Source organism: Nocardiopsis sp. NPDC101807 (genome assembly GCF_044766605.1).
GTDB classification, from domain to species: domain Bacteria; phylum Actinomycetota; class Actinomycetes; order Streptosporangiales; family Streptosporangiaceae; genus Nocardiopsis; species Nocardiopsis tropica.
Map to the genome: position 1 here is coordinate 252,391 of NZ_JBIWMK010000007.1, position 26,502 is coordinate 278,892.

24 protein-coding genes and 5 tRNA genes are annotated in these 26,502 nt (G+C 74.6%); 19 read left to right on the forward strand and 10 right to left on the reverse strand.

All coding sequences use genetic code 11. The features are described from left to right. Positions 1-121 precede the first annotated feature (121 nt). Positions 122-195: transfer RNA gene (locus tag ACIRPH_RS22435), tRNA-Val, on the reverse strand. A 475-nt stretch (positions 196-670) separates the two neighbouring features. Between ACIRPH_RS22435 and ACIRPH_RS22440 the strand changes: the two genes are divergently transcribed. After that, entirely contained in the window at positions 671-1,093 is a 423-nt protein-coding gene (locus tag ACIRPH_RS22440; protein ID WP_267948762.1) for an SsgA family sporulation/cell division regulator, read from the forward strand. Positions 1,094-1,228: 135 nt separating this feature from the next. Here ACIRPH_RS22440 and ACIRPH_RS22445 read toward each other — a convergent pair whose 3' ends face one another. Continuing rightward, entirely contained in the window at positions 1,229-2,071 is an 843-nt protein-coding gene (locus ACIRPH_RS22445) for an aminotransferase class IV (RefSeq protein ID WP_402917277.1), read from the reverse strand. A gap of 381 nt (positions 2,072-2,452) precedes the next feature. Here ACIRPH_RS22445 and ACIRPH_RS22450 point away from each other — a divergent pair, with 381 nt between their 5' ends. The 5 genes from ACIRPH_RS22450 to ACIRPH_RS22470 all read left to right on the forward strand — a co-directional run bounded on the left by ACIRPH_RS22450 (position 2,453) and on the right by ACIRPH_RS22470 (position 3,499). Beyond that, positions 2,453-2,884, forward strand: coding sequence for a roadblock/LC7 domain-containing protein (locus ACIRPH_RS22450; RefSeq protein ID WP_267948760.1), 432 nt, complete (start codon positions 2,453-2,455; stop codon positions 2,882-2,884). 172 nt (positions 2,885-3,056) lie between these two features. Then, a tRNA-Gly gene (locus tag ACIRPH_RS22455) sits at positions 3,057-3,129 on the forward strand. Between the two features lie 73 nt (positions 3,130-3,202). Then, positions 3,203-3,275: transfer RNA gene (locus ACIRPH_RS22460), tRNA-Gly, on the forward strand. 48 nt (positions 3,276-3,323) lie between these two features. Further along, a tRNA-Cys gene (locus tag ACIRPH_RS22465) sits at positions 3,324-3,395 on the forward strand. A gap of 30 nt (positions 3,396-3,425) precedes the next feature. After that, positions 3,426-3,499, forward strand: a tRNA-Val gene (locus ACIRPH_RS22470). Positions 3,500-3,867: 368 nt separating this feature from the next. Here ACIRPH_RS22470 and ACIRPH_RS22475 read toward each other — a convergent pair. Continuing rightward, positions 3,868-5,439 (reverse strand): BCCT family transporter, encoded by a 1,572-nt coding sequence (locus ACIRPH_RS22475; RefSeq protein WP_402917279.1) that lies wholly within the window; start codon positions 5,437-5,439, stop codon positions 3,868-3,870. 235 nt (positions 5,440-5,674) lie between these two features. Here ACIRPH_RS22475 and ACIRPH_RS22480 point away from each other — a divergent pair, with 235 nt between their 5' ends. The 13 genes from ACIRPH_RS22480 (at position 5,675) to ACIRPH_RS22540 (ending at position 19,632) form a co-directional block, all read left to right on the forward strand. Continuing rightward, complete coding sequence (locus ACIRPH_RS22480) at positions 5,675-6,559, forward strand: TetR family transcriptional regulator C-terminal domain-containing protein (protein ID WP_402917281.1); 885 nt, start codon at positions 5,675-5,677, stop codon at positions 6,557-6,559. Positions 6,560-6,674: 115 nt separating this feature from the next. After that, positions 6,675-7,574 carry a 3-keto-5-aminohexanoate cleavage protein gene (locus ACIRPH_RS22485; RefSeq protein ID WP_402917283.1) on the forward strand — a complete coding sequence of 300 codons (900 nt, stop codon included), beginning with the start codon at positions 6,675-6,677 and terminating at the stop codon, positions 7,572-7,574. Between the two features lie 39 nt (positions 7,575-7,613). Beyond that, complete coding sequence (locus ACIRPH_RS22490; RefSeq protein WP_402917285.1) at positions 7,614-8,603, forward strand: 3-hydroxyacyl-CoA dehydrogenase NAD-binding domain-containing protein; 990 nt, start codon at positions 7,614-7,616, stop codon at positions 8,601-8,603. Beyond that, a complete protein-coding gene (locus tag ACIRPH_RS22495; RefSeq protein WP_402917287.1) occupies positions 8,600-9,052 on the forward strand; it encodes a thioesterase family protein in 453 nt (150 codons plus the stop codon). Before ACIRPH_RS22490 ends, ACIRPH_RS22495 begins: the two co-directional genes overlap by 4 nt. A 189-nt stretch (positions 9,053-9,241) precedes the next feature. Next, a complete protein-coding gene (locus ACIRPH_RS22500) occupies positions 9,242-9,985 on the forward strand; it encodes an SDR family oxidoreductase (RefSeq protein WP_402917289.1) in 744 nt (247 codons plus the stop codon). Further along, positions 9,982-10,506: a nuclear transport factor 2 family protein gene (locus tag ACIRPH_RS22505; protein ID WP_402917291.1), complete on the forward strand. Its 525-nt coding sequence runs from the start codon at positions 9,982-9,984 to the stop codon at positions 10,504-10,506. Before ACIRPH_RS22500 ends, ACIRPH_RS22505 begins: the two co-directional genes overlap by 4 nt. A gap of 427 nt (positions 10,507-10,933) precedes the next feature. Next, the gene (locus tag ACIRPH_RS22510) at positions 10,934-11,647 is read left to right on the forward strand and encodes a response regulator (RefSeq protein WP_402917293.1); all 714 of its coding nucleotides are present in this window, start codon (positions 10,934-10,936) and stop codon (positions 11,645-11,647) included. A gap of 55 nt (positions 11,648-11,702) precedes the next feature. Beyond that, positions 11,703-12,104 (forward strand): twin-arginine translocase TatA/TatE family subunit, encoded by a 402-nt coding sequence (locus ACIRPH_RS22515; protein WP_402917295.1) that lies wholly within the window; start codon positions 11,703-11,705, stop codon positions 12,102-12,104. Positions 12,105-12,303: 199 nt separating this feature from the next. After that, entirely contained in the window at positions 12,304-12,474 is a 171-nt protein-coding gene (locus tag ACIRPH_RS22520) for a hypothetical protein (RefSeq protein WP_402917297.1), read from the forward strand. Between the two features lie 452 nt (positions 12,475-12,926). Continuing rightward, positions 12,927-14,630, forward strand: coding sequence for an ABC-F family ATP-binding cassette domain-containing protein (locus ACIRPH_RS22525; RefSeq protein ID WP_402917299.1), 1,704 nt, complete (start codon positions 12,927-12,929; stop codon positions 14,628-14,630). Between the two features lie 10 nt (positions 14,631-14,640). Next, positions 14,641-15,003, forward strand: a complete 363-nt coding sequence (locus ACIRPH_RS22530) for a UBP-type zinc finger domain-containing protein (RefSeq protein ID WP_402917301.1) — start codon at positions 14,641-14,643, stop codon at positions 15,001-15,003. 201 nt (positions 15,004-15,204) lie between these two features. Then, positions 15,205-18,579, forward strand: a complete 3,375-nt coding sequence (locus tag ACIRPH_RS22535) for a pyruvate carboxylase (protein WP_402917303.1) — start codon at positions 15,205-15,207, stop codon at positions 18,577-18,579. Positions 18,580-18,786: 207 nt separating this feature from the next. Beyond that, complete coding sequence (locus tag ACIRPH_RS22540; RefSeq protein WP_402917305.1) at positions 18,787-19,632, forward strand: NAD-dependent protein deacetylase; 846 nt, start codon at positions 18,787-18,789, stop codon at positions 19,630-19,632. A gap of 205 nt (positions 19,633-19,837) precedes the next feature. Here the strand turns inward: ACIRPH_RS22540 and ACIRPH_RS22545 are convergent, their stop codons facing one another. The 7 genes from ACIRPH_RS22545 to ACIRPH_RS22575 form a co-directional block, all read right to left on the reverse strand. After that, positions 19,838-20,830, reverse strand: a complete 993-nt coding sequence (locus ACIRPH_RS22545) for an alpha/beta fold hydrolase (RefSeq protein ID WP_402917307.1) — start codon at positions 20,828-20,830, stop codon at positions 19,838-19,840. A 538-nt stretch (positions 20,831-21,368) separates the two neighbouring features. Then, complete coding sequence (locus tag ACIRPH_RS22550) at positions 21,369-21,950, reverse strand: PadR family transcriptional regulator (RefSeq protein ID WP_402917309.1); 582 nt, start codon at positions 21,948-21,950, stop codon at positions 21,369-21,371. Between the two features lie 240 nt (positions 21,951-22,190). Next, on the reverse strand, positions 22,191-23,417 hold the full coding sequence (locus ACIRPH_RS22555; protein WP_402917311.1) for an MFS transporter: 1,227 nt from the start codon (positions 23,415-23,417) through the stop codon (positions 22,191-22,193). Positions 23,418-23,680: 263 nt separating this feature from the next. Next, on the reverse strand, positions 23,681-24,289 hold the full coding sequence (locus ACIRPH_RS22560; RefSeq protein WP_402917313.1) for a TetR/AcrR family transcriptional regulator: 609 nt from the start codon (positions 24,287-24,289) through the stop codon (positions 23,681-23,683). Positions 24,290-24,354: 65 nt separating this feature from the next. Next, the gene (locus ACIRPH_RS22565; RefSeq protein WP_402917315.1) at positions 24,355-24,735 is read right to left on the reverse strand and encodes a hypothetical protein; all 381 of its coding nucleotides are present in this window, start codon (positions 24,733-24,735) and stop codon (positions 24,355-24,357) included. Beyond that, entirely contained in the window at positions 24,732-25,763 is a 1,032-nt protein-coding gene (locus tag ACIRPH_RS22570) for a serine hydrolase domain-containing protein (RefSeq protein WP_402917317.1), read from the reverse strand. Before ACIRPH_RS22570 ends, ACIRPH_RS22565 begins: the two co-directional genes overlap by 4 nt. A 59-nt stretch (positions 25,764-25,822) precedes the next feature. Then, positions 25,823-26,356, reverse strand: coding sequence for an ArsR/SmtB family transcription factor (locus tag ACIRPH_RS22575; protein ID WP_402917815.1), 534 nt, complete (start codon positions 26,354-26,356; stop codon positions 25,823-25,825). Positions 26,357-26,502: the final 146 nt, after the last annotated feature.

A 26,502-nucleotide genomic window follows, 5' to 3' on the forward strand; every position in this document is an offset into this window, starting at 1 on the left:
CGCCGCCCCCGCCCTGGAGGGGGGCCGCCCCCCGGCGGCGCGCGCGGGGGGGTTGTCGCTCCGCTATTAAGAGTGGGGCGGGGGGGGGGGGCGCCCCCCCCCCCCCGCCCCTCCCCTGCTGTGGGCGATACTGGACTCGAACCAGTGACCTCGTCGGTGTGAACGACGCGCTCTAGCCAACTGAGCTAATCGCCCTGAACTGCTGCGCTGTCCGCCCTCTCGGCCGGACAAGAAAAACTTTAGCGCATGTTCGGGGGTGCTCGACGCACACGTCCCGCCCGACGGCCCCACCGAGCTGTGACAGAGGTCACACGTTACTACCGGCGGGTTCGTGGGAGTGTCTTCTGTCGGTGGTGATTCCCGCCCTGAGAAGGAGTTCCCGCCCCCATGGCCCCGTCGAGTACCGCCGCGACATTACCTCCGCGTGACGCGGACCACCCGACATGGGGAAATCTTTGGTTTCTCCTGGTCATTACAGTGACGAAGGATCGTGGAGCCGCGTTGCGGCGAGCTGGGCCCGCTGGGCGGGCAGCGAGACCTCCGGTCCCATCCGACCAAGAAAGTCTCCGTACTCACGTCATGTTCCGCGGGAAGCCGCGTTGGAGCGGGTGAGACGGCAACCGACCCGCGCCGCAACGAGCAGGGCCGGACGAGAAAAGGTTTGGCGAACATGAACAGTAGCGACACCACTGCCACCGCCGAGCTGGGCCTGCGGCTCGTGGTTCCCGAACGCACCTCGGTTCCGCTGGTCGCTCGGCTGGACTACAGCTCGGACGACCCCTACGCGATCCGGGTCGCGTTCCACACCGGCGAGGACAACCCCGTCGAGTGGATCTTCGCGCGCGAACTCCTCACCGTCGGCATCGTGCGCCCCGTGGGCGAGGGCGACGTGCGCGTGTGGCCCTCCAAGGACGAGAGCGGCGAGCGCAGCGTGAGCATCGCCCTCTCCTCGCCCTTCGGCCAGGCGGAGTTCGACACCCAGGTCTCCCCGCTGGCGGAGTTCCTGCACAGGACCTACGAGATCGTGCCCGCGGGTCAGGAGGCCCAGTTCGTGGACCTCGACGAGGAGATCCAGCAGCACCTCCACTCCTGAGGCCCCGTACGGGCCACCGGGACCCCTGGGACGACGGAGGGGCGGCGCACCGCGCGCCGCCCCTCCGTCGTGCCGGAGCCCCGTCTCAGGGGGCGCAGGGCACGCCGCACCGCTCCCGGCCCGGCCCGCCGCCCGTCACGGGTCGAGGTCGGCGGCGGAGCGCTCGGCGAACACCGCCATGGCCTTCGCCGTCACCGGGCCGGCCCCGGGGGAGACCTGCCTGCCGTCGATGTGCAGGATCGGCTGGACGTCGCGCCCGGTGGAGGTCAGGAACGCCTCGGAGGCGTCCGGCAGGCGCTCCATGGGCACGTCGGCCTCCTCCCCGCCGAACCACTCCAGGACCAGCTCCCGGGTGATGCCCGCCAGCGGCCCCGCCGACAGGGGCGGGGTGACCAGGACCCCGTCGAGCACCACGAAGACGTTGCTGCCGGTGCCCTCGCACAGGTTCCCGCTCACGTTGCGGAAGACCGCCTCGCTCGCACCCCTCTCCTTGGCGTGCGCCAGGGCCCGCACGTTGTCCGCGTAGGAGGTGGTCTTGAGGCCCGCCAGGGCGCCGAACTCGTTGCGCGGCCAGGGGGCCAGCGCCACGTCCGTGTGCGGCGCGATCCCCGGGAAGGGGCCCAGCGCCACGATGACGGTCTGCTCGCCCGGCGAGCGGTCCGAGCCCAGCGGCCCCGCGCCGTCGGTCACGGTGATGCGCACACGGGCGTCGGGCAGCTCGGGGTTGGCGGCCACGGCCAGGGCGACGCCGTCGGCGATCAGCTCCAGGTCCGGCTCGGCCATCCCCAGGCCGGCGGCGGAGCGGGCCAGCCTCCGCAGGTGGCGGGTGAGCGCGAACGGGCGGCCGTTCCGGGACCGGACCGTCTCGAACACCCCGTCCCCCACGGTGATCCCGTGGTCGAGCGCGGGGATGCGCGCCTCGCTCTCGTCGACGACGGCGCCGCGGCCGTACCCGGCACCCGCGATCCACACCCTCATTCCAACCCCCAAGTTCTCAAGTGCCCAGGTCGGGCCGGTGTCTTCCCGATACTCCCACCTCGGAGGCCCCCGAGCCCCGGAATCTCCCTACCCGCCGCCCCTGCGGATTGGCAAGGGAAGTGACCGGCACCGGCCTCCGGTCCGGTCCCGGACCGGCCCGGACCCGCCCATCGCGACTGGTCACACGCCTCGGTTCGGAGCGCGGCCCACCCGGTACCCACCGTGTCGGCCGGACAGATAAGTTACGAATGACTATCATCTGGGCAACGCTTATGCGGGACCGGTCGCAGCTGATCCGAACTCTCCCTCCCGGCCGATCCTGCCGCACCCCCAGTGCGCGTGTCCCGTCACGCCCCGACAACCGACAGAGCAAAGAGAGACATGACCCCACCGAGCACCGCCCGCGGAGAACTCAGCTGGCTGCTGGACGACCTCCTCACGCGCGCCTCCGGAACACAGCACGCCATCGTCCTGTCCACCGACGGACTCCTCATGGCCACCTCCAGCGGCCTGGACCGCCCCGCCGCCGAGCACCTGTCGGCCATCGCCTCGGGGCTGCACAGCCTCGCGGGCGGTGCGAGCAAGCAGTTCTCCGCCGGCGACATCCGCCAGAGCATCATCGAGATGGACCGCGCCTTCCTCTTCGTCGCGGCGGCGGGCGAGGGCGCGTGCATGGCGCTGATGTCCGACTCCGACAGCGACGTGGGCCTGATCGCCTACGAGATGAACAAGGTCATCGAGCGGGTCGGCCAGTACCTGTCCGCGCCTCCCCGCCCCGACATGCCCTCCACGCCCGCACACGTGGAGAACTGACTCCTGCCGCCGCGGCAGGCCGTCCGCAGGGCCTGCCACGGCAGGGCGCGGGCGCGTTCCCGCGTGCGCCCCGCCGAATCCGATTTCGCGCTCGGCCGGGAATCCGCTAGAGTTCTTAACGCAGCGAGGGGGACGCACGAGGGAGACCTCGGGGGTCGCCACCACTCGCCGCGCGGACGTGGCTCAGCTGGTAGAGCATCACCTTGCCAAGGTGAGGGTCGCGGGTTCGAATCCCGTCGTCCGCTCGCGAAAGGTTCGGCTCCACCATCCCCGGATGGTGGAGCGGTACCGGCGCCGGGTCGTCAGACCGGTGCGCATGCGGACGTGGCTCAGCTGGTAGAGCATCACCTTGCCAAGGTGAGGGTCGCGGGTTCGAATCCCGTCGTCCGCTCGGAGAGGCCCGCATGGGTGTCACTCGACGTTCCCCATGTCGTTTCCTGGCGGAGTGGCCGAGTGGTTGAGGCAAGGGACTGCAAATCCCTGCACACGGGTTCGATTCCCGTCTCCGCCTCGCAGTGCGCAGTACCTCATCCCCCGATGAGGGCGATTAGCTCAGTTGGTTAGAGCGCTACCTCGACACGGTAGAGGTCACAGGTTCGAGTCCTGTATCGCCCACCCGCATCACCCAAGGCCAGAGCTTCGGCTCTGGCCTTCGGCGTGTCCGGGGCCCGCCTCGCCGGGAGCCGTCCGGGGAGCCGTCCGCCGAGCGGGTCGGGAGCCCGTTCCCACGGTCTCCACCGCAGCGCTCCCCGAGGCGGCCGTGCTCCGCGACACCCGTGCTCCCCGGGCGCCGGCGCCGGGTCCGACGACGCGGCCCCCCGCCCCGGAGGGGTGGGGCGACCGCGCGCGGACGCCCCACAGGCCCGCCCGGGGCGCAGGCGGCCCGGGGACCCAGGAGGCGCGTGCCGTCCCCGGCGCGAGGGCGCGGGCGGTGGGCCCGCCGGCGCCGCGCGCCGGGGACGGGAGCGGTCCGCGCCGACCTCTCAGGCGCCGGTGCGCTCCGCGGGCCCCGGTCCGCCGTCCGGAGCGCGGCCGGGCGCCCCGGAGCGGTCGTGCTCCCGCAGCCAGCGCACGAGGGAGGCGGCGACCAGGCTCAGGACGACGATCAGCGGGAAGGCGGTCACGACCGACAGGGTCTGCAACGCGTCGGTGCCCCCCGCGGACATCACCGAGACCGACACCGCCGCGAGGACGAGGGCCCAGAGCACGCGGTTGGGCCGCGAGGGCTCGACCTCGTTGGGCAGGTCGCGGGAGGTCGCCGCCCCCATGGTGTAGGACGCCGAGTCCAGGGTCGTGGCCAGGAAGACCAGCAACAGCAGCAGGAACAGCGGGGTGATCGCCCAGCTGAGCGGGAACGCCTCCAGCGTGGCGAAGATGGCGGGCACCGCGCCCTCGGCCTCCAGCGTGGCGACGACGGGGGCCTCCCCCCGCAGCTCGAACGCCATGCTGGAGTTGCCGAGCAGCGCGAACGACAGCCAGCAGCCCAGGCTGCCGAAGCCGCACATGCCGACGATGATCTGCCTGACGGTGCGGCCCTTGGAGATCTTGGCGCAGAACATGCCGACGAAGGGCCCGTAGGAGATCCACCAGCCCCAGTAGAAGACGGTCCAGACCTCCTGGAAGCCGGACCCGCCGACGGGGTCCGTGTAGGTGCTCATCCGCACGATGTTCTGGGCGAGCAGGCCGACGCTGTTGGTGAAGGTGTCGATGACGAAGACCGTCGGGCCCACCGCCAGGACCAGGGCGCCCAGGGCGGCGGCCAGGTAGAGGTTGAGGTTGGCGAGGCGCTTCAGGCCGCGGTGCAGGCCCAGGGCGACGCTGCCGGCGAACAGCAGGGTCCACAGGCCGATGACGACGGTGTTGAGCGTGGCGCCCGGCTCGACCCCCGCCATGCGGGACGCGCCCTCCGCGACGGTGGGCACGGCCAGGGCCAGCGAGGTCCCCGCCGCGCCGATCATCCCGAGGATGAAGAAGACGTCGATCACCCGCCCCGGCCAGCCGTCGACGCGGTCGCCGAGCACTCCGCGGCACGCCTCGCTCAGGCGCAGGCGGCGGATCCTGCGTACGTGGTAGGCGTAGGCCAGGGCGAGGGTGGGGACGCAGAAGACCGCCCAGGCGGTGGGCCCCCAGTGGAAGAGGGGGTAGGCGGCCGACCACTCGGCGGCCTCGGTGCTGTGCGGTTCGAGCTGGTAGGGGGGAGCCCCGTGGTAGTGCGCCCACTCGATGATCCCCCAGTACATGAGGCCGCCGCCGATCGCGGCGGTGAAGATCATCGCGAGCCAGGTGGGGGTGGAGAACTCGGGGCGGTCCTCGGGGGCGCCCATCCTGATGCGGCCGTACCTGCTGAAAACCAGCCAGACGAGCAGTACCGCGAGCCCGGCGACGAACCACATGTAGGCCCATCCCAGGTCGGACTGGAGCCGGGACAGGACGGCGCCGAGCAGGCGTTCACCCGTCCGCGGCGCGATCACGAACGGCGCGCTGAAGCCGATCACCATGATCAGCGCGGGCCAGAAGACTTTGTTGTCGATGTTCCATCGGATGACTCGGGTCACCTCCGTGGTCGAGGGCGCGGACCATCCAGTTACTACTGTGTTGCGTTTGACTAATCAACCAGTCGGTTATCGCATCGTTGCACTTCGCGCCGCCTCCCGACCGCCATCGGATCGCGGGAAGCGCATGTCGGCAAGGGCTTCATGGGTTCGGTGCTGTCAAGCCGAAGCCTCTACAACGAAGTGGCAACCATGCACGCGTTGCGAAAATCGCTACATCGCTGTTACGTTCTCCCCCGTGAGCGACAACGTGGCCGACGACGTGCGCGGCAGGGCCCGTGAGGCGATCCGCCGATCCGGCCTCTCCCAGCGGCAGTTCGCGGCCAGACTCGGCATCGACCCCACCAAACTCTCCAAGTCCCTGACCGGCGCCCGGCGTTTCACCGCCCTGGAGCTGGCGGGCATCGCCGACGAGACCGGGGTGACGGTCAACTGGCTGCTCAACGGCCGGGACGACGCCGAGACCGTCTCCGCGGCGCCGCGCGACTCGTCGGCGGTGAGGCCGCCGCCCGCGAGCCTGGCCGACCACCCGGGGGCCGCCCGGGAGCACAACCGGAAGCTCCAGATCATCGAGGCCGCCTGGACCCTCATCGCCGAGCACGGGTACCACTCGGTGCGCGTCGCCCAGGTGGCCCGTGCCTGCGGGACGTCCAGCGCCACCGTCCACTACCACTTCCCCACCCTGGAACACCTCCTGGTGGAGGCGCTGCGCCACTCGGTGAAGCAGGCGTTCGACCGCCAGGTCGCGGGGCTGCACACCATCGGCGACCCGTACGAGCGCCTTCTCCGGCTGATCGAGCTCCAGCTCCCCGGTTCGGACCGGCTGCGGCTGGAGTGGTCGATCTGGCTCCAGGTCTGGACGGCCGCGGCGCTCGACCCCGGGATGCGGGAGCTGCACGCCGCCTCCTACCGACGCTGGCACGAGACCATCGCCCGCACCCTCCGGGAGGGCAAGGAGAGCGGGGTCTTCGGTGATTTCGACGTCGAGGAGATGACCCGGCGCCTCACCGCCCTCATCGACGGCTTGGGGATCCAGGTCATGACCGGGATGCCCGGGCGATCCGTCGACCACATGCGCGACACCCTGCGGTCGGTCATCGACCGCGACGTCCTGGGGCGCTGAGCCCTCCAGCGCCCCCGCCCCTTCGGACCGCACGGCCCGACCGCGCCCTCCCGGTGCCCGACGGCCCGCCCGGTCCGAGCCCGAGAAGCCGCACCCAGAGAGACGGAGCACCGCCGTGAGCGACACCATGAACCCCAGGCCCATCCTGACCTGCGCCCTCACCGGCGCGGGGGACACCGTGGGCCGGAGCGAGCACGTCCCCGTGACTCCCGCGCAGATCGCCGCCGCCGCGGTCGAGGCCGCCGGGGCCGGCGCCAGCGCGGTGCACATCCACGTCCGCGACCCCGAGACGGGCGCCCCCTCGCGGGACGGCGCCCTCTACCGGGAGGTCGTCGACCGCATCCGCCAGACCGGCACCGACATCGTCATCAACCTCACCGCGGGGATGGGCGGGGACCTGGTGATCGGACAGGACGACCCCCTCCGGTTCGAGGAGGGCACCGACCTCGTCAACGGGCTGGACCGCCTGCCGCACGTGGAGGAGCTGCTGCCCGACATCTGCACCCTGGACTGCGGCAGCCTGAACTTCGGCGACGGCAGCCAGGTCTACATCTCCACCCCGGACATGCTGCGCGCGGGCGCCAAGCGCATCCAGGAGCTCGGGGTCCGACCGGAGCTGGAGATCTTCGACACCGGCCAGCTGTGGTTCGCCAAGACCATGCACGCGGAGGGCCTGATCGACGACCCGACGATGTTCCAGCTGTGCACCGGCATCCCCTACGGTGCGCCGTCGGACCCGGGCGTCCTCCTGTCGATGGTGAACATGCTCCCCGAGGGCGCGCAGTGGGCGAGCTTCTCCATCGGCCGCAACCAGATGCCGTGGGTGGCGCAGTCCGTGCTGCTCGGCGGGCACGCCCGGGTGGGCCTGGAGGACAACCTCTACCTCAGCCGCGGGGTGAAGGCCACCAACGGCCAGCTCACCGAGAAGGCCGTCGGCATCATCGAACAGCTCGGGGCCCGGGTGGCCACACCTGAGGAGACCCGCGCCGTGCTCGGACTCCGCAGCGCGGCCTGACACGCGTCCGACGACGAACGCCACCACATGAGGAGCACGATGACGGAGAACGCGAGAACCGCCCCCGGGGCCGTGCGTACGGTCGCCTGCGTCGGAGCGGGTGTCATCGGGGGCGGCTGGGTCGCCCACTTCCTGGGCCGCGGCTACCGGGTGGTCGCCTGGGACCCAGCCCCGGACGCCGGGAGCAGGCTGCGCGGGCTGGTCGCCTCGGCCTGGCCCGCCCTGGAGAGCCTGGGCCTGGCAGAGGGGGCCTCCACGGCGAACCTGCGGGTCGCCGACACGCTGGCCGACGCCGTCTCCGAGGCGGACTTCGTCCAGGAGAGCGCACCGGAGCGCCTCGACCTGAAGATCGACCTGCTGGCCGAGATCGACGCCGCCACCCCCGAGGGCGTGGTCATCGCCTCGTCCACCTCCGGCTACAGCATGAGCGAGATGCAGGTGCGGGCACGGACGCCGGGACGGCTCGTGGTCGGCCACCCGTTCAACCCGCCCTACCTCGTCCCCCTGGTCGAGGTCGTCGGCGGTGGACGGAGCGAGCGGTGGGCCGTCGACTGGGCCGCGGACTTCTACCGCGCCGCGGGCAAGTCGGTGATCACCATGGAGCAGGAGCTCCCGGGGTTCATCGGCAACCGGATCCAGGAGGCCGCCTGGCGCGAGGCCCTGCACATGGTCGCCGAGGGGGAGGCGACCGTCGAGCAGATCGACCTGGCGATGACCAGCGGCCCCGGGCTGCGCTGGGCCTTCTTCGGCCCCTGCCTGACCTTCCACCTCGCCGGGGGAGAGGGCGGCATGGCGCACATGCTCGACCACTTCGGCCCGTCCCTGAAGTCCCCGTGGACCCGCCTGGAGGCGCCCGAGCTCACCGCCGAGCTGCGGGACCGCATGGTGGCGGGCACCGACGAGGTCGTGGCCGGGCGCTCCACCGCGGAGCTGATCGCCCAGCGCGACCGCCGCCTGATCGCGGTGGCCCGGGCGCTCGAGGAGGTCGAGCGCGCGGAGGCCGCCGAGCGGGCGGGGGGACAGGCGTGAGCGCGACCCTCGTCCGGCGGCTCCGCCCCGAGTGGATCGACTACAACGGCCACCTCAGCGAGGCCTACTACGTCCTGCTCTTCGGGTTCGCGACGGACGCGCTGATGGACCGGGTCGGCCTGGACGCCGCCTACCGGGAGCGGACCGGCTGTTCGCTGTACACGGTCGAGGCGCACGTGCGGTACCTGCGCGAGGTCGCCGCCGACGCCGAGGTAGAGATCCTCACCCGGGTGGTCGGCCCGGCCCCGGGCGCCCCCGTCGGCAAAAAGGCGCGGCTCTGCCACGAGATGCGGGTCGGCGGCGAGCTGGCGGCGACCGAGGAGCTCATGGCGCTCCACGTCGACCGGGGCCAGGGCCGGGCGGTGCCCTTTCCCGAGGACGTCGCGGCGGGCCTCGCGGCCCTCGCCGAGCCGGCCCCCGACTACGCGGGCCGCGCCGTCGGCGGGTAGCGCCGCCCGCGAGGACGGGAGGGCGGCCCGTGCCCGGGTGTGCCGCACCCAGGAGCGCCCGGTCCGGGCGGAGCGCGTCCTGGCCGGGCCGGGCCGAACGGTGGACGGTGGAACACGACGGCGCCGCCCCGGCCTCGCGGCCGGGGCGGCGCCCGTATCCGACCGACCCCCGAGAGAGGGCACACCCGCATGAACGACGCCGTCCCCGTTTCCAAGAGTGTTCTGATCACCGGTGCGAGCAGCGGCATCGGCGAGGCGACCGCGCGGCGCCTCGCGGCCGACGGCCACCGCGTCTTCCTGGGCGCCCGGCGCACCGACCGCCTCACCCGCCTGGTCGGCGAGCTGACGGCGGGCGGCGCGACCGCCGCGTGCCGACGCCTCGACGTGACCGACGCGGGCTCGGTGGACGCCTTCGTCGCCGCGGCGCGGGACGCCTTCGGCCGGGTCGACGTCCTCGTCAACAACGCCGGGGTGATGCCGCTGTCCCCGTTGTCGGCGGGCCTCACCGGCGAGTGGGAGCGGATGGTCGACGTGAACGTGCGGGGCGTGCTGCACGGCATCGGCGCCGCGCTGCCGGTGATGCGGGCGCAGGGCTCCGGGCACGTGGTGAACGTGGCGTCCGTGGGCGCGTACGAGGTGTCCCCGACCGCGGCCGTCTACTGCGCGAGCAAGTTCGCCGTGCGGGCCCTGACGGAGGGGCTGCGCCAGGAGTCCGGCGGGGCGGTGCGCGTCACGCTCGTCTCGCCCGGTGTGACCGAGTCCGAGCTCGCCGACGGCATCACCGACCCCGAGGCCCGGGAGGCGATGCGGACCTACCGCGCGGTGGCCCTGCCCGCGGCGGCGGTCGCGGACGCCATCGCCTACGCGGTGTCCGCCGCCCCCGGCGTCGACGTCAACGAGATCGTGCTGCGCCCGGTCGGGAGCGCCCAGTGAGCGCGGCGCGGGACGGCGGCCGGCCCGGTCCCGCGGACGCGTCCGGGCTGGTGCGGCGCCTCGGCCTCCTGGAGGACCGCCTGCGCGCCGTGGAGGACCTCGCGGCCAAGGAGTCCCTGCGCGAGCTGCTGGTGCGGGGCTGGCGCGCCCTCGACGCGCGGGACTGGGACGCCTGGATCGCCTGCTGGGCGGAGGACGCGGTCCTGGAGTTCGGACCGTGGGAGGCGGTGCGCGGCCGGAAGGAGGTCCTGCGCACGGTGCGGGACGCGGAGGAGGCGTACGCGCACATGCAGCACCACCTGCTGAACACGGCGTTCGAGGTGGCGGGCGACCGGGCGACGGGGATCGGCTACATGTGGTTCGTGGCGGTCGGCGGGGAGGCGGACCCGGGCGGGCCGTTCCAGATGGGCGGGCCCTACGACTGGGACTTCGTGCGCACGGACGCGGGGTGGCTGGTGGCCCGGCAGCGGCTCGGGGTGTGGTGGCGGGCCGGTGAGGACCCGGTGGGCGGGCTGTCCTGAGCGCGCCCGCGGGGCCGGGGCCGGGGGCGCCCCCGGCCCCGGCCCGGTCCCCGGGCCGGGGCTGCGCCTTCGGCGGCCTCGGCGGGCAGGACCGCTTCGGCACGGGGCCGCGCTCTTCGGCGACGGCCGGGTCCACGCGGGGGCCATGGACGCCGCGCGCCCCGCCCCCTGACCGCGCGGCCGCGCCCCCCGGCGGCGCGGGCCGCCGCGTCCCCGCGCCCGCGAACGTCAGGAAGGCGTCAGGATCCCGGCCCGGACCCGCATGGAAACCGTTAGGACCCGCCCCCGCGCCCGCGGAACCCCCTTCGATGGTTCCGACGGCCCGGACGCGCCGGCCCCGCGGAGCGCCGGCCCCTCCCCCCGGTCCCGTCGGGGCCCGGCCGCGGGCCCGGCCCCGACGGCGGGGTCCCGGGACGGAAGGGGGAAGATGGAGCGGGTTCCAGGGGTACTGGTGGTCGACGACGACCTCACCGTCCGGAGGACGCTCGGCATGAACCTCCGCGCGCGGGGATACACGCCCCTCTACGCGGCGACCGGGGAGCAGGCGCTGGCCCTGGCCGCCGAACACCGCCCCGACGCGGTCCTCCTCGACCTGTGCCTGCCGTCCCTGGGCGGGTTGGGCGTCCTGCGGAGCCTGCGGGTGTGGAGCCAGGCCCCCGTCCTGGTGGTGTCGGGCGACGACGCGCCCGCGACCAAGGTGGAGGCACTGGACGCGGGCGCGGACGACTACGTCACCAAGCCCTTCTCCATGGGCGAGCTCTTCGCCCGCCTGCGCTCGGTCATGCGGCGGCGGGCGGCGCCGCACCCGCCCCCTCCCCCGGTCGTCACCGCGGACTTCACCATCGACTTCCGGGCGGAGCGCGTCACCCGGCAGGGCCGGCCCGTGCCCCTCACCCCCCGGCAGTGGCGCATCGTCGAGGTGCTGGCGTCCGAGCCCGGCGCCCTGGTCGGACGGGACAGGCTGCTGCGTGAGGTGTGGGGGCCCGGGTACGGTACCGAACACCACTACCTGCGCGTGTTCATGTCCCACATCAGGAGGCGGCTGGAACCGGATCCGCGCCGGCCGCGCTACTTCGTCACCGAGACGGGGTCGGGGTTCCGCTTCCTGCCGGGCGAACCGCCCGGCGGGGACCGGCGGTGAACCCGGGGCCTCCCGCCCCGGGCACGTGAGCTTCACGAGGAAAGGAACTGACGACATGGGTATCGGCGCACGCGAGATCATGATCCTGCTGGTGATCGCGCTGCTGCTGTTCGGTGCGAGCAGACTGCCCGCGCTGGCGCGGTCGCTCGGGCGCAGCGCACGGATCCTCAAGGCCGAGGCCAAGGGGCTCGGCGACGAGAACGACCGCCCCGACGGGGAGGCGGCCCGGCCCGACCCCCGGGCCGGGGACGACCACGGGCAGCCGTCCGCGGAGCGGACCGGGCACGCCCCTCCCCCCGCGTCCTCCCCGGGGTACGGCCGGCCCGAGCCGCACGACCCCGGTCAGCCCCGGTACGACCAGGCACGCCCTGTCCCCCGGGCCTCCCTGGAGGGACCGGCGCACCGTCCCGGGGACGGGGAGGGGCTCCCCCAGGAGCGGCCCGCCACCGACCGCTGACCCGCGGCCGGCCCCGCCCCCGCCGGCCCCGCCCCCGCCGGCTCCGCGCGGATCACGGCGCGGGGCCGACCGCGACGCGCGACCGCGACGGCACCGCGCACCCGCGTCGGCGGCGGCCCCGAGCCCCGCCGTGGTTGGCGCCGCGGCACGCGGGTAGACGGGTAGCGCCCGTGAACGCACCCACCCCCTCGGAGGCCCCGTGTTCGCCACCGCCGCAGCGGTCCTGTTCGGACTCGCCCTGCTCCTCGAACTCCTCGGGACGGGCATCCAGGACCTCGCCACCCCGACGACCCTCGCCCTCGCCGGCCTGCTGTGCCTCGCACTGCACGTGGCGGGCTACGGCTCCGGCTGGGGGCGCCGCCGCCGGTGAGCCCCGCCGACGGGCGGCGGGCCCCGCACCGGGGCCCCCGCACCGTGTGCGCGGCCCCGGGGACGGCCGCGCACACGACCGCCCGGGGCCCCGCGCCGCAGGGGTGCGCCCGCCCCGGCGGAGGACGCCCGCCGGACCTGCGCACACGCCACGGGGAAACACGGTTTACTCCGGGGCGGTCCATCCCCTAAAGTGGCGCACGTCCTGTTGTCGACGACAGAGGTGGACGTTGCGCATCTGAGGTTCGCGATCACCACGCGGTACGGCCCGGCCCGTACACCGGTCACACCACGACTGGCTTCCACGCCGTCCGTGACCCCGCGTGCTTGCGACCTCGGCGCAGGACGTCCCCGATGCTCCCGGGACCCCTCCCGTCTCCTCAGACGCGGCCGCCGCGTGGTGCTCGCCCACGAAGCCACCCATTCACAGCGCTTGCGACCGCGAGGACCACCATGCCAAGTACGCCTGCCACCGGCGCCTCCCTGACCTGCTCCGCCCTCTCCTTCCGGTGGGCGGACGGCACACCCGTCTTCGACGGGCTCTCACTCACCGTCGGCCAGGGCCGCACCGGGCTCGTCGGGGCCAACGGCGCCGGCAAGTCCACCCTGCTGCGGCTGCTCGCCGGCCGGCTGCGCCCGGCCGGGGGCTCGGTGTCCGCGGGCGGCAGCCTGGCCTACCTTCCGCAGAACATCACCCTGGACACGTCGCTGCGCGTCGACCAGGCCCTCGGCATCGCCGAGCGGCGCGCCGCCCTGCACGCCATCGAGGCCGGGGACGCGGACGAGGCGCACTTCGACGCGGTCGGCGACGACTGGGACGTCGAGGAGCGGACCCTGGCCACCCTGGGCTCGCTCGGCCTGGGCCACGTCGAGCTGGACCGCACCGTGGGGCAGATGTCCGGCGGGGAGACCGTCCTGCTGCGCCTGGCCGCCCTGCTGCTGGAGCGCCCCGACGTCCTGCTCCTGGACGAGCCCACCAACAACCTCGACGTGTTCGCCCGCCGCAGGCTGTACGGGGCCGTCGACGACTGGCGCTCCGGGGTGCTGGTCGTGGTGAGCCACGACCGGGAGCTGCTGGAGCGCGTGGACCGCGTCGCCGAGCTGCGGGCGGGCTCGGTCACCTGGTACGGGGGCAACCTGTCCGCGTACGAGGAGGCGCTGGCCACCCAGCAGGAGGCGGCGGAGCGGACCCTGCGGGCCGCCGACGCGGACGTGCGCAGGCAGAAGCGCGAGCTGGAGGAGACCCGGATGAAACTGGCCCGCCGCCAGCGCAACAGCAAGCGCCTGGACGCCCGGGGCGGCATCCCCAAGATCATCGCGGGAGGTCTCAAGAGGTCCGCGCAGGAGTCCGCGGGCAAGCTGCGCGGCGTGCACGAGGAGCGCCTGGACGAGGCGCGCGAGCGGCGGGAGGAGGCGGCGGACGCGGTCCGCGACGACGCGGAGATCAGGGTGGACCTCCCGCACACCGCCGTGCCCGGGAGCCGCGTCGTCCTGCGGGCCCGAGGGCTGTCCCTGCCGTACGGGAGCCTGAGGGAGGGGGACCTGGAGCTGCGCGGCCCCGAGCGCGTCGCGCTGATCGGGCGCAACGGGGCGGGGAAGACCACGCTGCTGCGCACGCTCGCCGGCCTGCTGGAGCCCTCCTCCGGGGAGGCCGAGGCGTTCGTGCCCCTGCGGTTCCTGCCGCAGCGCCTGGACGTGCTCGACGAGGAGCTGAGCGTGGTGGAGAACGTGTCGCGCACGGCGCCGGGGGTCACCGACCAGCACATCCGGTCCCAGCTCGCACGGTTCCTGTTCAAGGGCAAGCGCGCCGAGCAGCCCGCGGGCACGTTGTCGGGAGGGGAGCGCTTCCGCGCCGCCCTCGCCGCGACGATGCTCGCCGCGCCCGCCCCGCAGCTGGTCATGCTGGACGAGCCGACCAACAACCTCGACATGGCCAGCGTGCGGCAGCTCTCGGGAGCGCTCGCATCCTACGAGGGCGCGCTCGTGGTCGCCAGCCACAACCTGCCGTTCCTGGAGTCGATCGGCATCACCCGCTGGCTGCTCCTGGGCGAGGAGCTGCGGGAGACCACCGCCGAGGGGGTGCGCGAGGCGCTGGCGGCGGAGGAGCCGTCCCGGCCCGCCAGCGGGTCGCGTCCGGATCCGGCCTCCGGTGAGTAGCGTGGTCGCCATGAGCAACGGAGAGAGCGCTGTTCCCGAGATCGACCCGTCCGTCCCGCCGAGCGGGACCGGCTGCCAGGAGTGCCTCGACGGCGGGGGGTGGTGGGTCCACCTGCGCCGGTGCGCCGCCTGCGGGCACGTCGGCTGCTGCGACTCCTCGCCCGGGCGGCACGCCACGCGCCACCACGAGGGCACCGGGCACCCGATCATCCAGAGCTTCGAGCCGGGCGAGGACTGGTTCTTCGACTTCCGGGGGCAGCAGATGGCGATCGGCCCGGAGCTGGCCCCGCCGAGCAGCCACCCGTCGGACCAGCCCGTTCCCGGGCCGGAGGGGCGGGTCCCGCCCGACTGGACGGAGCGCGTCAACTCCTGAGGCCGGGGCGGGCGGGACCCGGCCGCCGCACCGGCGGGGCCGGCGGGGCGACCCGCCGGCCCCGCGAAGGGCGCACCCCAGGTGGCGGCCGGGCCCCGCCGTGTGGCTAGGGTGCCCGTGATCCACCCTCCCGTGGGCCCCGGCAACGGCGCCGGACCATGCGCCCCGGCATCACACCTGAAAGATCAGGAGGAACCCGGCATGTTCCGCAAAGTGCTCGTGGCCAACCGGGGCGAGATCGCCATCCGCGCCCTCCGCGCCGGATACGAACTCGGCGCCCGCACCGTCGCCGTCTTCCCCCACGAGGACCGCAACTCGCTCCACCGGCTCAAGGCCGACGAGGCCTACCAGATCGGCGAGCCCGGCCACCCGGTCCGCGCCTACCTCTCCGTGGACGAGATCGTCCGCGCCGCCCGCGAGGCCGGGGCGGACGCCGTCTACCCCGGCTACGGCTTCCTGTCCGAGAACCCCGAGCTCGCCCGCGCCTGTGAGAGGGCCGGGATCACCTTCGTCGGTCCCCCCGCCGAGGTGCTGGACCTGACCGGCAACAAGGCGAGCGCCGTGGCCGCGGCGCGGGCCGCGGGCGTCCCCGTCCTGGAGTCCAGCCGGCCGTCCGCCGACGTGGACGAACTCGTGGCCGCCGCCGAGGGGATCGGCTTCCCGCTGTTCGTCAAGGCCGTCGCGGGCGGCGGCGGGCGCGGTATGCGCCGCGTCCAGGACGCCGGGCGGCTGCGCGAGGCCGTCGAGGCCGCGATGCGCGAGGCCACCACCGCCTTCGGGGACGCCACGGTGTTCCTGGAGAGGGCCGTGGTGAACCCGCGCCACATCGAGGTGCAGATCCTCGCCGACGGCAGCGGCGGCGTCGTCCACCTCTACGAGCGCGACTGCTCGCTCCAGCGGCGCCACCAGAAGGTCATCGAGCTCGCCCCCGCGCCCAACCTCGACCCCGGCCTGCGGGACCGCATCTGCGCCGACGCCGTGCGCTTCGCACGGGAGATCGGCTACCGCAACGCGGGCACGGTCGAGTTCCTGGTCGGCGAGGACGGCGGCCACGTCTTCATCGAGATGAACCCGCGCATCCAGGTCGAGCACACGGTGACGGAGGAGGTCACCGACGTCGACCTGGTCCAGGCCCAGCTGAGGATCGCCTCCGGCGAGACCCTGGACGACCTCGGCATCGCCCAGGAGACCGTCTACCTGCGCGGCGCCGCGCTCCAGTGCCGCATCACCACCGAGGACCCGGCCAACGGCTTCCGCCCCGACACGGGCATCATCAGCGCCTACCGCTCCCCCGGCGGCTCGGGCATCCGCCTGGACGGCGGCACCTCGGCCGCGGGCACGGAGATCAGCCCGCACTTCGACTCCCTGCTGGTCAAGCTGACCTGCCGGGGCCGGGACCTGGCCACGGCGGTGAGCCGGGCCCGGAGGGCCGTGGCCGAGTTCCGCATCCGCGGCATCGCCACCAACATCCCCTTCCTCCAGGCGGTGCTGGAGGACCCCGACTTCCAGGCCGGGCGGGCCACCACCTCCTTCATCGAGGAGCGGCCGCAGCTGCTGACCGCGCGACCCTCCGCGGACCGCGGCACCCGGCTGCTCACCTACCTGGCCGACGTGACCGTGAACAAGCCGCACGGTGAGCGCCCGCACCTGGTGGACCCGGCCACGAAGCTGCCGGCGCTGCCCGCGGGCTCCCCTCCCCCGGGGTCGCGCCAGCGCCTGGCCGAGCTGGGACCGGAGGGGTTCGCGCGCTGGCTGCGCGACTCGCCGCGCCTGGGGGTCACCGACACGACGTTCCGGGACGCCCACCAGTCGCTCCTGGCCACCCGGGTGCGCACCAAGGACCTGCTCGCGGTGGCGCCCGCGGTCGCGCACACCCTGCCCGAGCTGCTGTCCCTGGAGGCCTGGGGCGGCGCCACCTACGACGTGGCCCTGCGCTTCCTGGCCGAGGACCCCTGGGAGCGGTTGGCCGCGCTCCGCGAGGCCGTGCCCAACATCTGCCTCCAGATGCTGCTGCGCGGGCGCAACACCGTGGGCTACACGCCCTACCCGACCGAGGTGACCGACGCCTTCGTCAGGGAGGCCGCCGCCACGGGCGTGGACATCTTCCGGATCTTCGACGCCCTCAACGACGTCGAGCAGATGCGCCCCGCCATCGAGGCGGTGCGCGCCACCGGCACCGGGGTCGCGGAGGTGGCGCTGTGCTACACCTCCGACCTGTCGGACCCCTCGGAGAAGCTGTACACGCTGGACTACTACCTGAGGCTCGCCGAGCGGATCGTCGCCGCGGGCGCGCACGTGATCGCGGTCAAGGACATGGCCGGGCTGCTGCGCGCCCCGGCCGCGGCGCGGCTGGTCTCGGCCCTGCGCCGTGAGTTCGAGCTGCCGGTGCACGTCCACACGCACGACACGACGGGCGGCCAGCTGGCCACCTACCTCGCGGCGGTCGAGGCGGGCGCGGACGCCGTGGACGGGGCCGTGTCGTCGATGGCGGGCACCACCTCGCAGCCGTCGCTGTCGGCCGTCGTGGCCGCCTTCGACCACACCGCGCACGCCACCGGCCTGAGCCTGGACGCGGTCAACGAGATGGAGCCGTACTGGGAGGCCGTGCGCCGGGTCTACGCGCCCTTCGAGGCAGGGCTGACCTCGCCGACGGGGCGGGTCTACCACCACGAGATCCCGGGCGGCCAGCTGTCCAACCTGCGCACCCAGGCGGTCGCGCTGGGGCTGGGCGACCACTTCGAGGACGTGGAGGCGATGTACGCCGCCGCCGACCGGATGCTCGGCCACCTCGTGAAGGTCACGCCCTCCTCCAAGGTGGTGGGCGACCTGGCCCTGCACCTGGTCGGCGCGGGGGTGGACCCGGCCGACTTCGAGGCCGATCCGGGCAGGTTCGACGTGCCGGACTCGGTGGTCGGGTTCCTGCGCGGTGAGCTGGGCGTCCCGCCCGGCGGTTGGCCCGAGCCCTTCCGCACGCGGGCCCTGGCCGGCCGCGCCGAGGCGCGCTCCGTGGCGGAGCTGACCGAGGAGGACCGGGCCGGTCTGGCCGAGGACACCCGGGCGACGCTCAACCGTCTGCTGTTCCCCGGCCCGACCCGGGAGTTCGAGGAGCACCGCGGCGCCTACGGCGACACCAGCGTGCTGTCCAGCGCGGACTTCTTCTACGGCCTGCGCGCCGGGGAGGAGCACTCGGTCGACCTGTCACCGGGCGTGCGGCTCCTGATCGAGCTGGAGGCCCTGGGCGAGGCGGACGAGCGGGGGGTGCGCACGGTGATGGCGACCCTCAACGACCAGTTGCGGCCGCTCCAGATCCGGGACCGGGCGCTGGCCTCGAAGGTGCGCGCGGCGGAGAAGGCGAACCGGTCCGACACGGGGCACGTCGCCGCGCCCTTCGCGGGCGTGGTCACGCTGGCCGTCGCCGAGGGCGACGAGGTCGAGGCCGGTGCGACGGTGGCCACCATCGAGGCGATGAAGATGGAGGCCTCGATCACCGCTCCGAAGGCGGGGACCGTGTCCCGTCTGGCGATCGACACCGTGGCCCGGGTGGAGGGCGGTGACCTGCTGGTCTGCCTCGGCTGATCCCGTCCGCCGGGCCGCCCGCACGGCGGCCCGGCGCCGCGGGGCGGGGGCCGGGGCCACCGGGGCCGCACGGGCCCTCGCCGCCCGGACCGGGGCGGAGGAGGCCGGGACGGCGCTCCCGGGGGACGCGCGGGCACGGAGGGCGCGGCCGGGCGTCCGGGGCCCGGGCGGCCGCGGCCGCTCCGGCCGGCCGCGTACCCTCGAAGGGTGACGACAACACTCGATTCCGTCGACCCCGGGGTCGCGGCGGCCCGGATGCGCGAGGTCCTGGGCCCGGGCCCGGTGGTCGCGCTGACCGGGGCGGGTGTCTCCACGGACTCCGGGATCCCCGACTACCGTGGCCCCGGTTCCCCGCCGCGCAAGCCGATGACGTACCAGCAGTTCGTCGGCGACGCCGCGTTCCGCCGCCACTACTGGGCCCGCAACCACGTCGGCTGGCACCACGTGCACCGCACCCGGCCCAACGACGGGCACCGGGCGCTGGCCGACCTGGAGGCGGCGGGCGCGGTGTCCGCCGTCATCACGCAGAACGTGGACACCCTGCACGAGGCGGCGGGCAGCCGGAGGGTGATCGACCTGCACGGACGCTACGACCGGGTGGTCTGCCTGGGCTGCTCCGAGGTCGTCAGCCGTGCGAGCCTGGCCGAGCGCCTCAGCGCCCTGAACCCCGGCTTCGCGGACGGCGTCGCCGACGTCGAGGTGGCGCCGGACGCGGACGCCGTCCTCGCGTCCACCGAGGGGTTCCGGGTGGCCGACTGCGGTGCCTGCGGGGGCATGCTCAAGCCGGACATCGTGTACTTCGGCGAGAACGTGCCCAAGCCGCGCGTGATGGAGGGCTACCGGCTCGTGGACGAGGCGTCGGCCCTGCTCGTGGCGGGTTCGTCGCTGACGGTCTTCTCGGGGCGCAGGTACGTCAAGCGCGCCGTCGAGCAGGGCAAGCCGGTGGTGGTCCTCAACAGGGGCCAGACCCGTGCGGACGGCGTGGCCGCGCTCACGGTGGACGCGGGCTGCTCCGAGGTCCTGCGCTCCCTCGCCGACGCCTACACCGCCTGACCCGCTCCCGGGGCGTCCGGTCCCGCGCCGGGCGCGGGAGGCGCGTCCGGGCCGGGCCCCGCGTACCGCCGCGAGGGGGAACGGCGGTCGGACCCGTCCGGCGGGGGCCGGGGCGCCCGCCGCCGTGGCGTGCCGCCCCGGAGCCGCCGGCCGCCGCCCGCGCCCTCGCCGCCCCGGCCGCTCCTTCGGCCCGGGAGGGTGCGGGCTACCCCTTTCCGCCCTCCGCCTCGACGTGGGCGAGGAAGTCCAGGAGGGCCGCGTTGACCTCGTCCGGCCGCTCCTGCTGCGTCCAGTGGCCGCAGCCGGGCAGGGTGATGTCCGCGTGCAGCCGGGGGGCGATCAGGGGCAGGACCTCCCGCAGTTCGGGGATCCCCCGCATGACGGTGACCAGGTCCATGTCCCCCACCACGTACAGCGCGGGGACGTCGATGCCGCGCCCCTGGAAGGGGGCCATGAGCTCCTGGTTGCGCTCGGTGTTGCGGTACCAGTCGAGCCCGCCGGTGAAGGCCCGGTCCCCGTGCGCCGCGTGGTCGCGGGCGAAGGCCGCCACGTCCTCCTCGGTGAGCCAGGAGGGCAGCTCGTCCGCCGGCGGCAGGGCGTCCAGGAGCGTCCCGCCCTCGGGGACCGTCCACAGGCGGGGCTCGTCCGTCTCGGGGTTGTCGCCGGAGGCGCCGACCAGGACGCGGCGCATGAACGAGGCGGGGTCGGCGGCCAGTTCGGCGTCGGCGCGCCCGGGCTCCTGGAAGTAGACCTGGTAGAAGCCCTCCCCGTACATGTGGCGGTTGGCCGAGGGCGTGGGCATCATCGCGGGCGGGAACGGCGGGACGCTCAGGCCCGCGACGCCGCGGACGAGGTCGGGCCGCATCATGGCGGTGGCCCAGGCCACGGGGGCGCCCCAGTCGTGTCCGACGAGGACGGCCTCCTTCTCCCCGAGCGCGGCGATCAGGGCGACGACGTCGCCGACCAGGTGCGGCAGCGTGTAGGCGGCGACGTCCTCGGGCCGGTCGCTGCGGGCGTATCCGCGCTGGTCCGGGGCGACCACCCGGTACCCGGCCCCGACGAGCGGGTCGAACTGGTGGCGCCAGGAGTACCAGCTCTCGGGGAAGCCGTGCAGGAGCAGCACGAGCGGGCCGCTCCCCTGCTCGGCGACGTGCAGCCGTATCCCGTTGACCTCGATGTCCCTGTGTTCGACGTTCATCGTGTGCTCCTCGGTGCCGTGGGCAGCAGTGCTGGACACGCTATCCCAGGCGCAGCAGGCCCTCCCGGCCCCGGAGGGGAGCGGGAGGCGGCGCCGGGGCCGGCCGGCTCCCCCGCCCGGATCCGCCGGGCGGCGGGACGGCGGGGCCCCTGCCGGGCCGTTCCCCCGGGCGTGGCGGGCGCATGACGGGCGGGCGGCCGGCGGCGTCCCGCACCGGGGGCGGGGACCGCTACGAGGTCGGGGTCGTCGGCGAACCCGCCGGGTTCACCGCGTACGCGGACGCCGACGGACCTTCCCCCGCACCGGGATCGACGACCGCTTCCCGGGGCGGGGGCCGGCGGGCACGCCGGCCTCCCGGGCGCCGGAGGGGACGAGGGTCACGGGTCCGCGCACCGTCCCGGTCGGCCCCTGCGCGGCGCTCCGCGTGAAGAGGCGCCACGGGGTGGACGACGTCCCGGTCCCGGTCACGCCCGGGGCGCCGGCCCCCGTGCGGGCGGCCCGGGGCCGATCCGGGCGACCGGCGGCGCGCCGCGGCCGGTCAGCCCGCGGCGGGGCTCCCGTCCACGGCGGCGGCCCGGCGGTCGAGGAGGGCCAGCACCCTCTCCCCCCACCGGATGTTCTCCTCCTCCAGGGAGATCCCGCCCAGGAGGGTGAGGTAGGGGCCGATCCGCTCGGCGCGGGCGACGTGCTCGTCCTCGGTGCGCCCGTCGAGGAGTCGCAGGCGCAGGCGCTCGTAGCGGGCCAGTTTGCCGCGCGCCCACGCGATCCGCTCGGCGACGGAGGCGCGGACGGCGTCCGCGTCGCCCGCGTCCACCGCCTGGAGCTGGACGAGGAGTTCGTCGCGCATCGCGGCGGGGCGGGGACTGCGCTCCGTGTACTCGCGCAGCGCCCGGTACCCGGCGGCGGTCAGGGAGAAGACCCGTTTGTCGGGGCGCCTCTCCTGGCGGACGACGACGGCGTCGATCAGCCCGTCCGCCTTCATCCGGTCCAGCTCGCGGTAGAGCTGCTGGGGGGTGGCCATCCAGAAGTTGGCCACGGAGGCGTCGAAGTTCTTCGCCAGGTCGTATCCGGACGCCTCGCCGTCCAGCAGTGCGGCCATCACAGCGTTGCGCAGTGCCATCCGGGCAGCATAGCCCTTCGATGGGCGACGACGCGTCCGGACAACTCGTTGCCCCGCAAGGCCGGACCGGACGCTGCGGGGGGGTCACCGCAACCGCCCGCGCACGCCTCCGGCGGGGCTGCGGGAGGGGTCCCTGACGCAGCCGTTCTGCCCGGTGGCCGGGGGCGGCGGTCCGTCGGGGGCGCGGCCCGCGGCCGGGAGGAGGTCCCGGGCCGCGAGCGGCGTGGGCCCCTCCCGCCCTCAGCCCCGTCGGACCTCGGTCCCCGCTCCGTCCGCGGCCCCCGTCCCCCCGCCCTCCCGCCGGGCGAGGGCGCGCTCGGAGGTCCCCGCGCCCCGGCCCCGCAACCGGTCGGGAACGAGCGCGGCCAGGGCGAGGAGCGCGAGGGCCGCGCCGACCCACAGGGGCGCCCTGAGCCCGAAGGCGCCGAGGGCCGCGCCTCCGAGCCAGGAACCCAGGACGACGCCCATGGTGATGAACGAGGAGTGCAGGGTGTTGACCAGGGTCCCCGCGTTCCCGGTGCGCTGGACCCGCGTGATCATCGCCGGGTTGAGCGTGACACCGACCAGTCCGATCCCGACCATGGCGAGCACGGCGACGGCGGGGACCTCGGTGAGGAGCGCCATGGCGGAGAGGAAGAGGGCGTTGAGCCCCAGGCCCGCCATGGTCACCGTGAGCGTGTGGGACTGCGCGAACCGCGCCACGACGCTGTTGCCGAGAACGGTCGCGCCGCCGTAGACCACCAGCAGGAGGGGGACGGCGCCGCGCGGGAAACCGGTGACCTCGGTGAGGATCGGGGTGAAGTACGAGAAGGCGCTGAAGGTCGCGCCGATGATGAGCGTGGACGTCCCCATCACCAGCCACAGGCGGGGGTCGCGGAACACGGCCGTCTCCCCGCGCGGGCTCCCGCCGCCGTCGGCGCGCTCCATGCGGGGCAGCGACACGGCGGTGGCGACCGCGACCACGACGGTCAGGGCGCCGACCGAGGCGAAGGCCGCGCGCCATCCCCACGTCCCGCCGATGAGGGTGGCGGCGGGGAGGCCGAGGAGGGTGCCGACCATGAGCCCCTGGAGCGCCAGGCCGGTGGCCCGGCCGCGCAGGCGGGGCGGGGCGACCCGGGCGACGACGGTCAGGGAGACGCCGAAGAATGCCCCGGAGGCGGTGCCCGTGACGACCCGGGCCACGGCCATGACGGCGTAGGAGTCGGCGACGGCCGCGAGGGCGTTCCCCGCGAGGAAGAGCCCGAACAGGACGAGGAGGGCCCGGTCGGGGCGGAGCCGGAGCAGGGCGAGGGCGGCGAGCGGGCCGCCGACGGCCATGGCCAGTCCGAAGGCGGTGATCAGGTAGCCGATGAGGGGGATCGTGACACCGAGGTCCTCGGCCATCTGGGGCATGAGCCCGCCGACGAGGAACTCGCTGGTGACCATGGCGAAGATGCCGAGGGCCATCAGGTACACGGTTCTGGGCACGGTGTGCTCCTTTGCGGGGCGGGTCGGGCGTGCGCCGACTTTTTATGGAACGTCCAGTACAAAAAAGGCGCACGCGTGGACGCGCCGGTCGCGGGCGGCGGGGTCGGGGGCGCCGCGATCAGCGGCAGGGGGCCGGGCCGACGACGGGGGAGCGCCCGGGGAGGGCGTCCCCGGCGCGGGCGCCGAGGGTGCGGGGATCAGGGGGTGTGGGGATCAGGGGGTGCGGGACGGCGGAGCACCCGCCGAGGGGGCGGGGACGGGACTCAGTCGGGGCCGGGCCGGGCCGCGAGGGCGGCGAGGCCGACCGAGGCGATCGCCTCCAGGGCCGCGCCGTCGGCGCCCGCCTGGGCGGAGACGCGAATCCCGGAGACGAGGGCGTTGACGTACCAGGCCGTTCCGGCGGGATCGCGTCCGGCGGCCATCGAGCCGTCCGCGACGCCCTCCATGGCGACCAGGCGCAGGGAGGCCAGCCGCTTCTCCAGGTCCGCCCGGACGATCTCGGCGACCCGCGGGTTGGACTCCCCGATCTCCGTGACGGTGTTGACCGTGAAGCAGCCGGGGCCGACCCCCTTCTCCCGGTTGGCGATCTCGTCGGCGACGACGACCTCCAGCAGGGAGCGCAGCCGCGCCAGGCCGGTCCCCGGCGCGTCGAGGATCGCGGACTGGCGCGCGGTCATGGTCGCCATGTAGCGGGCCAGAGCCCTGCGGAACAGGTGCTCCTTGGACGTGAAGGCGTTGTAGAGGCTGCTGCGGGTCAGCCCCGTGGCGGTGCACAGGTCCTCGGTGGAGGTGGCTTCGTAGCCCCTCGACCAGAAGAGGCGGCACGCCGCCTCGAGGACGCGGTCCTCGTCGAAGGTGCGCGGTCGTCCCATGCGGGAGACCCTAGCAGGTTATGAACTGATCTGTCTAAAATGCGGTCCGGCGCGCACGCCCCGGCTCACACCAGGGCCACGCACACGGCGAGGGCGAGCGCGAGGAAGACGGCGCCGCCGATCGCGGAGGCCCTGCGCCTGTCGGCCGCTCCGTCCCCGCCGCGCCCGGGCAGCTCCGGCCAGCGGAGCGCCGCACCTGACAGCGCAGCCGCCACCGGGACGACCACCAGGGACCACAGGGCCGCGGGGAGGTGGCCCCACTGCACGACGACGAGGAGCAGGAGGGACAGCGCGGCGAGGTGGAGCGCACGGGACAGGGCGTCCCAGCGGTCCGCGAAGCGGAGCCGGCCCCTGCCGCGCCAGCCGCGGAGCGCGGTCAGCACGGCGTCCAGCGCGAGCCAGGCGACGAGGGCGACGCCGACGGCGAGGGGGAACCAGGTGGTCACGCGTCCTCCAGGAGCAGGGTGAGGCCGATGTCGTCCACCGGCAGGGAGGAGTCGGCCAGGACGACGACCGCCCGGCCCCCCTCCCGGTCCAGGGCGAACATCGAGGAGAATCCGCCGGTGCCTCCGTTGTGCCAGGTCACCGTGGTTCCGCCGTGGTCGTCGATCCACCAGCCGAGGCCGACCTCCCCGCCGTCGCCCGCGTCCCAGCGCGGTTCCATGGCGCCGGCCCCGGGGGCGTCCCCCTCCAGCAGGGCGCGGGCCAGGAGCTCCATGTCGCCGGGGGTGGACCGCACGCCGCCCATCGGGGCGTAGGCGTGGGAGGTCCACGGATCGGCGGTGCGCCCCCGGGCCCCGTGTCCGACGGACGCGTCCTCGGGGAGGCCGTCCGGGGTGACGGGCAGCGTGGTCGCGTCCATGCCCACCGGGTCGAGGAGGCGCTCCCGCAGCAGGGTGCGGTAGTCGGTCCCCGCGGCCTCGGCCACGGCCTGGCCGAGGACGGCCGCGCCCATGTTGGAGTAGGCGACCTCGCCGCGGCCCTCCGTCCCGGCCGCGGCGACCTGGGCGACGAGCGCGGCCCGGTCGGCCCGGTAGGGATCGCTCCCCCGGTAGTTCGCGACGGCCATGCCGACGGTCTCGGCGAGGCCCGTGGGAAGGCGGGGCAGGCCGGAGCGGTGGCTCGCCAGCTCCGCGAGCGTGACCGACGCCGCGGGGGTGTCCCCCAGGTCGAGGACCGCGCCGAGTTCGGTGTCCTCGGCGACCTCGCCCCTCTCCACGGCGTCGGCCAGAAGGAGGGCGGTCATGCCCTTGGTCACCGAGCCGATCTCGTAGACGGTGCCGTCGTCGGCGCCGAAGTGGGCGACGCGGGTCCGGTCCCCGTCGATCTCCACGACGCTGGCGCGCTCGCGCGGGTCCGCGGCCAGCAGGGGGCGGGCGCGGTCGAGGAGGCCGGGGTCCCCCGCCTCCCGGTCCGACAGCGACGGGACCTGCGGGCGCACGGCGAACCCGAGCAGCAGGACCAGGACGGCCACGGCGCAGGCCGCCGCGACACCCGGCCCGCGCCCCTTCGCGCCCCCTCCCCCCGCGGCGTTCAGGAGACACCGCCCGCGGCCGTGAGGACGGCCAGCAGGGGGACGACCCGCTCCGGGGGGACGATGTAGTGCCCGCGCCGGACGGTGGTGAGCCATCCGGCCGCCACGAGCAGGTTGACGTGGTGGTAGATCTGGCCGGTGGTGCCGAAGCCGGAGAGCTCGGCCAGGCCGGCCACGGTCCCCGTGCCCTCCCGGACCGCGTGCAGCAGGTTGAGCCGGACGGGGTGGCCCAGGGCGTCGAGGACGGAGGCCGCACGGGACCAGTCGGCCCCGGCCAGCCGGTCCACGGGCAGGCCCTGCTGCCACTCGATCGCGTCCTCGCCGTCCCCGTCCCGGACGATGCCGGCGAAGACCACGGCCCCCCGTCCGGCGGCGTGCCCCCGGAGCGCCTCCAGGGCGAAGAACGCCTCCCCGAGCGCCCCTTCCGCGCCCCCGCCCGCCCCGGACGGCGCGGGCGCCGCCTCGGCGCGGCCCTCCAGTTCGGCGACCCGGGCCTCCAGGTCGGCCAGACGCTGCTCGGTCGTGCGGTCCACCACGCCCCCAGATGATGAGAAATTCCGTAACTACGTAAAAACCACCTTACCCCCGTGCGGAACGCGCCCGTCCCACCCCCCCGGCGACACGGGAGATTTGCCCTATCGGGTACGAAAAGTGAGATACCGATGACCGGCAGGGGACG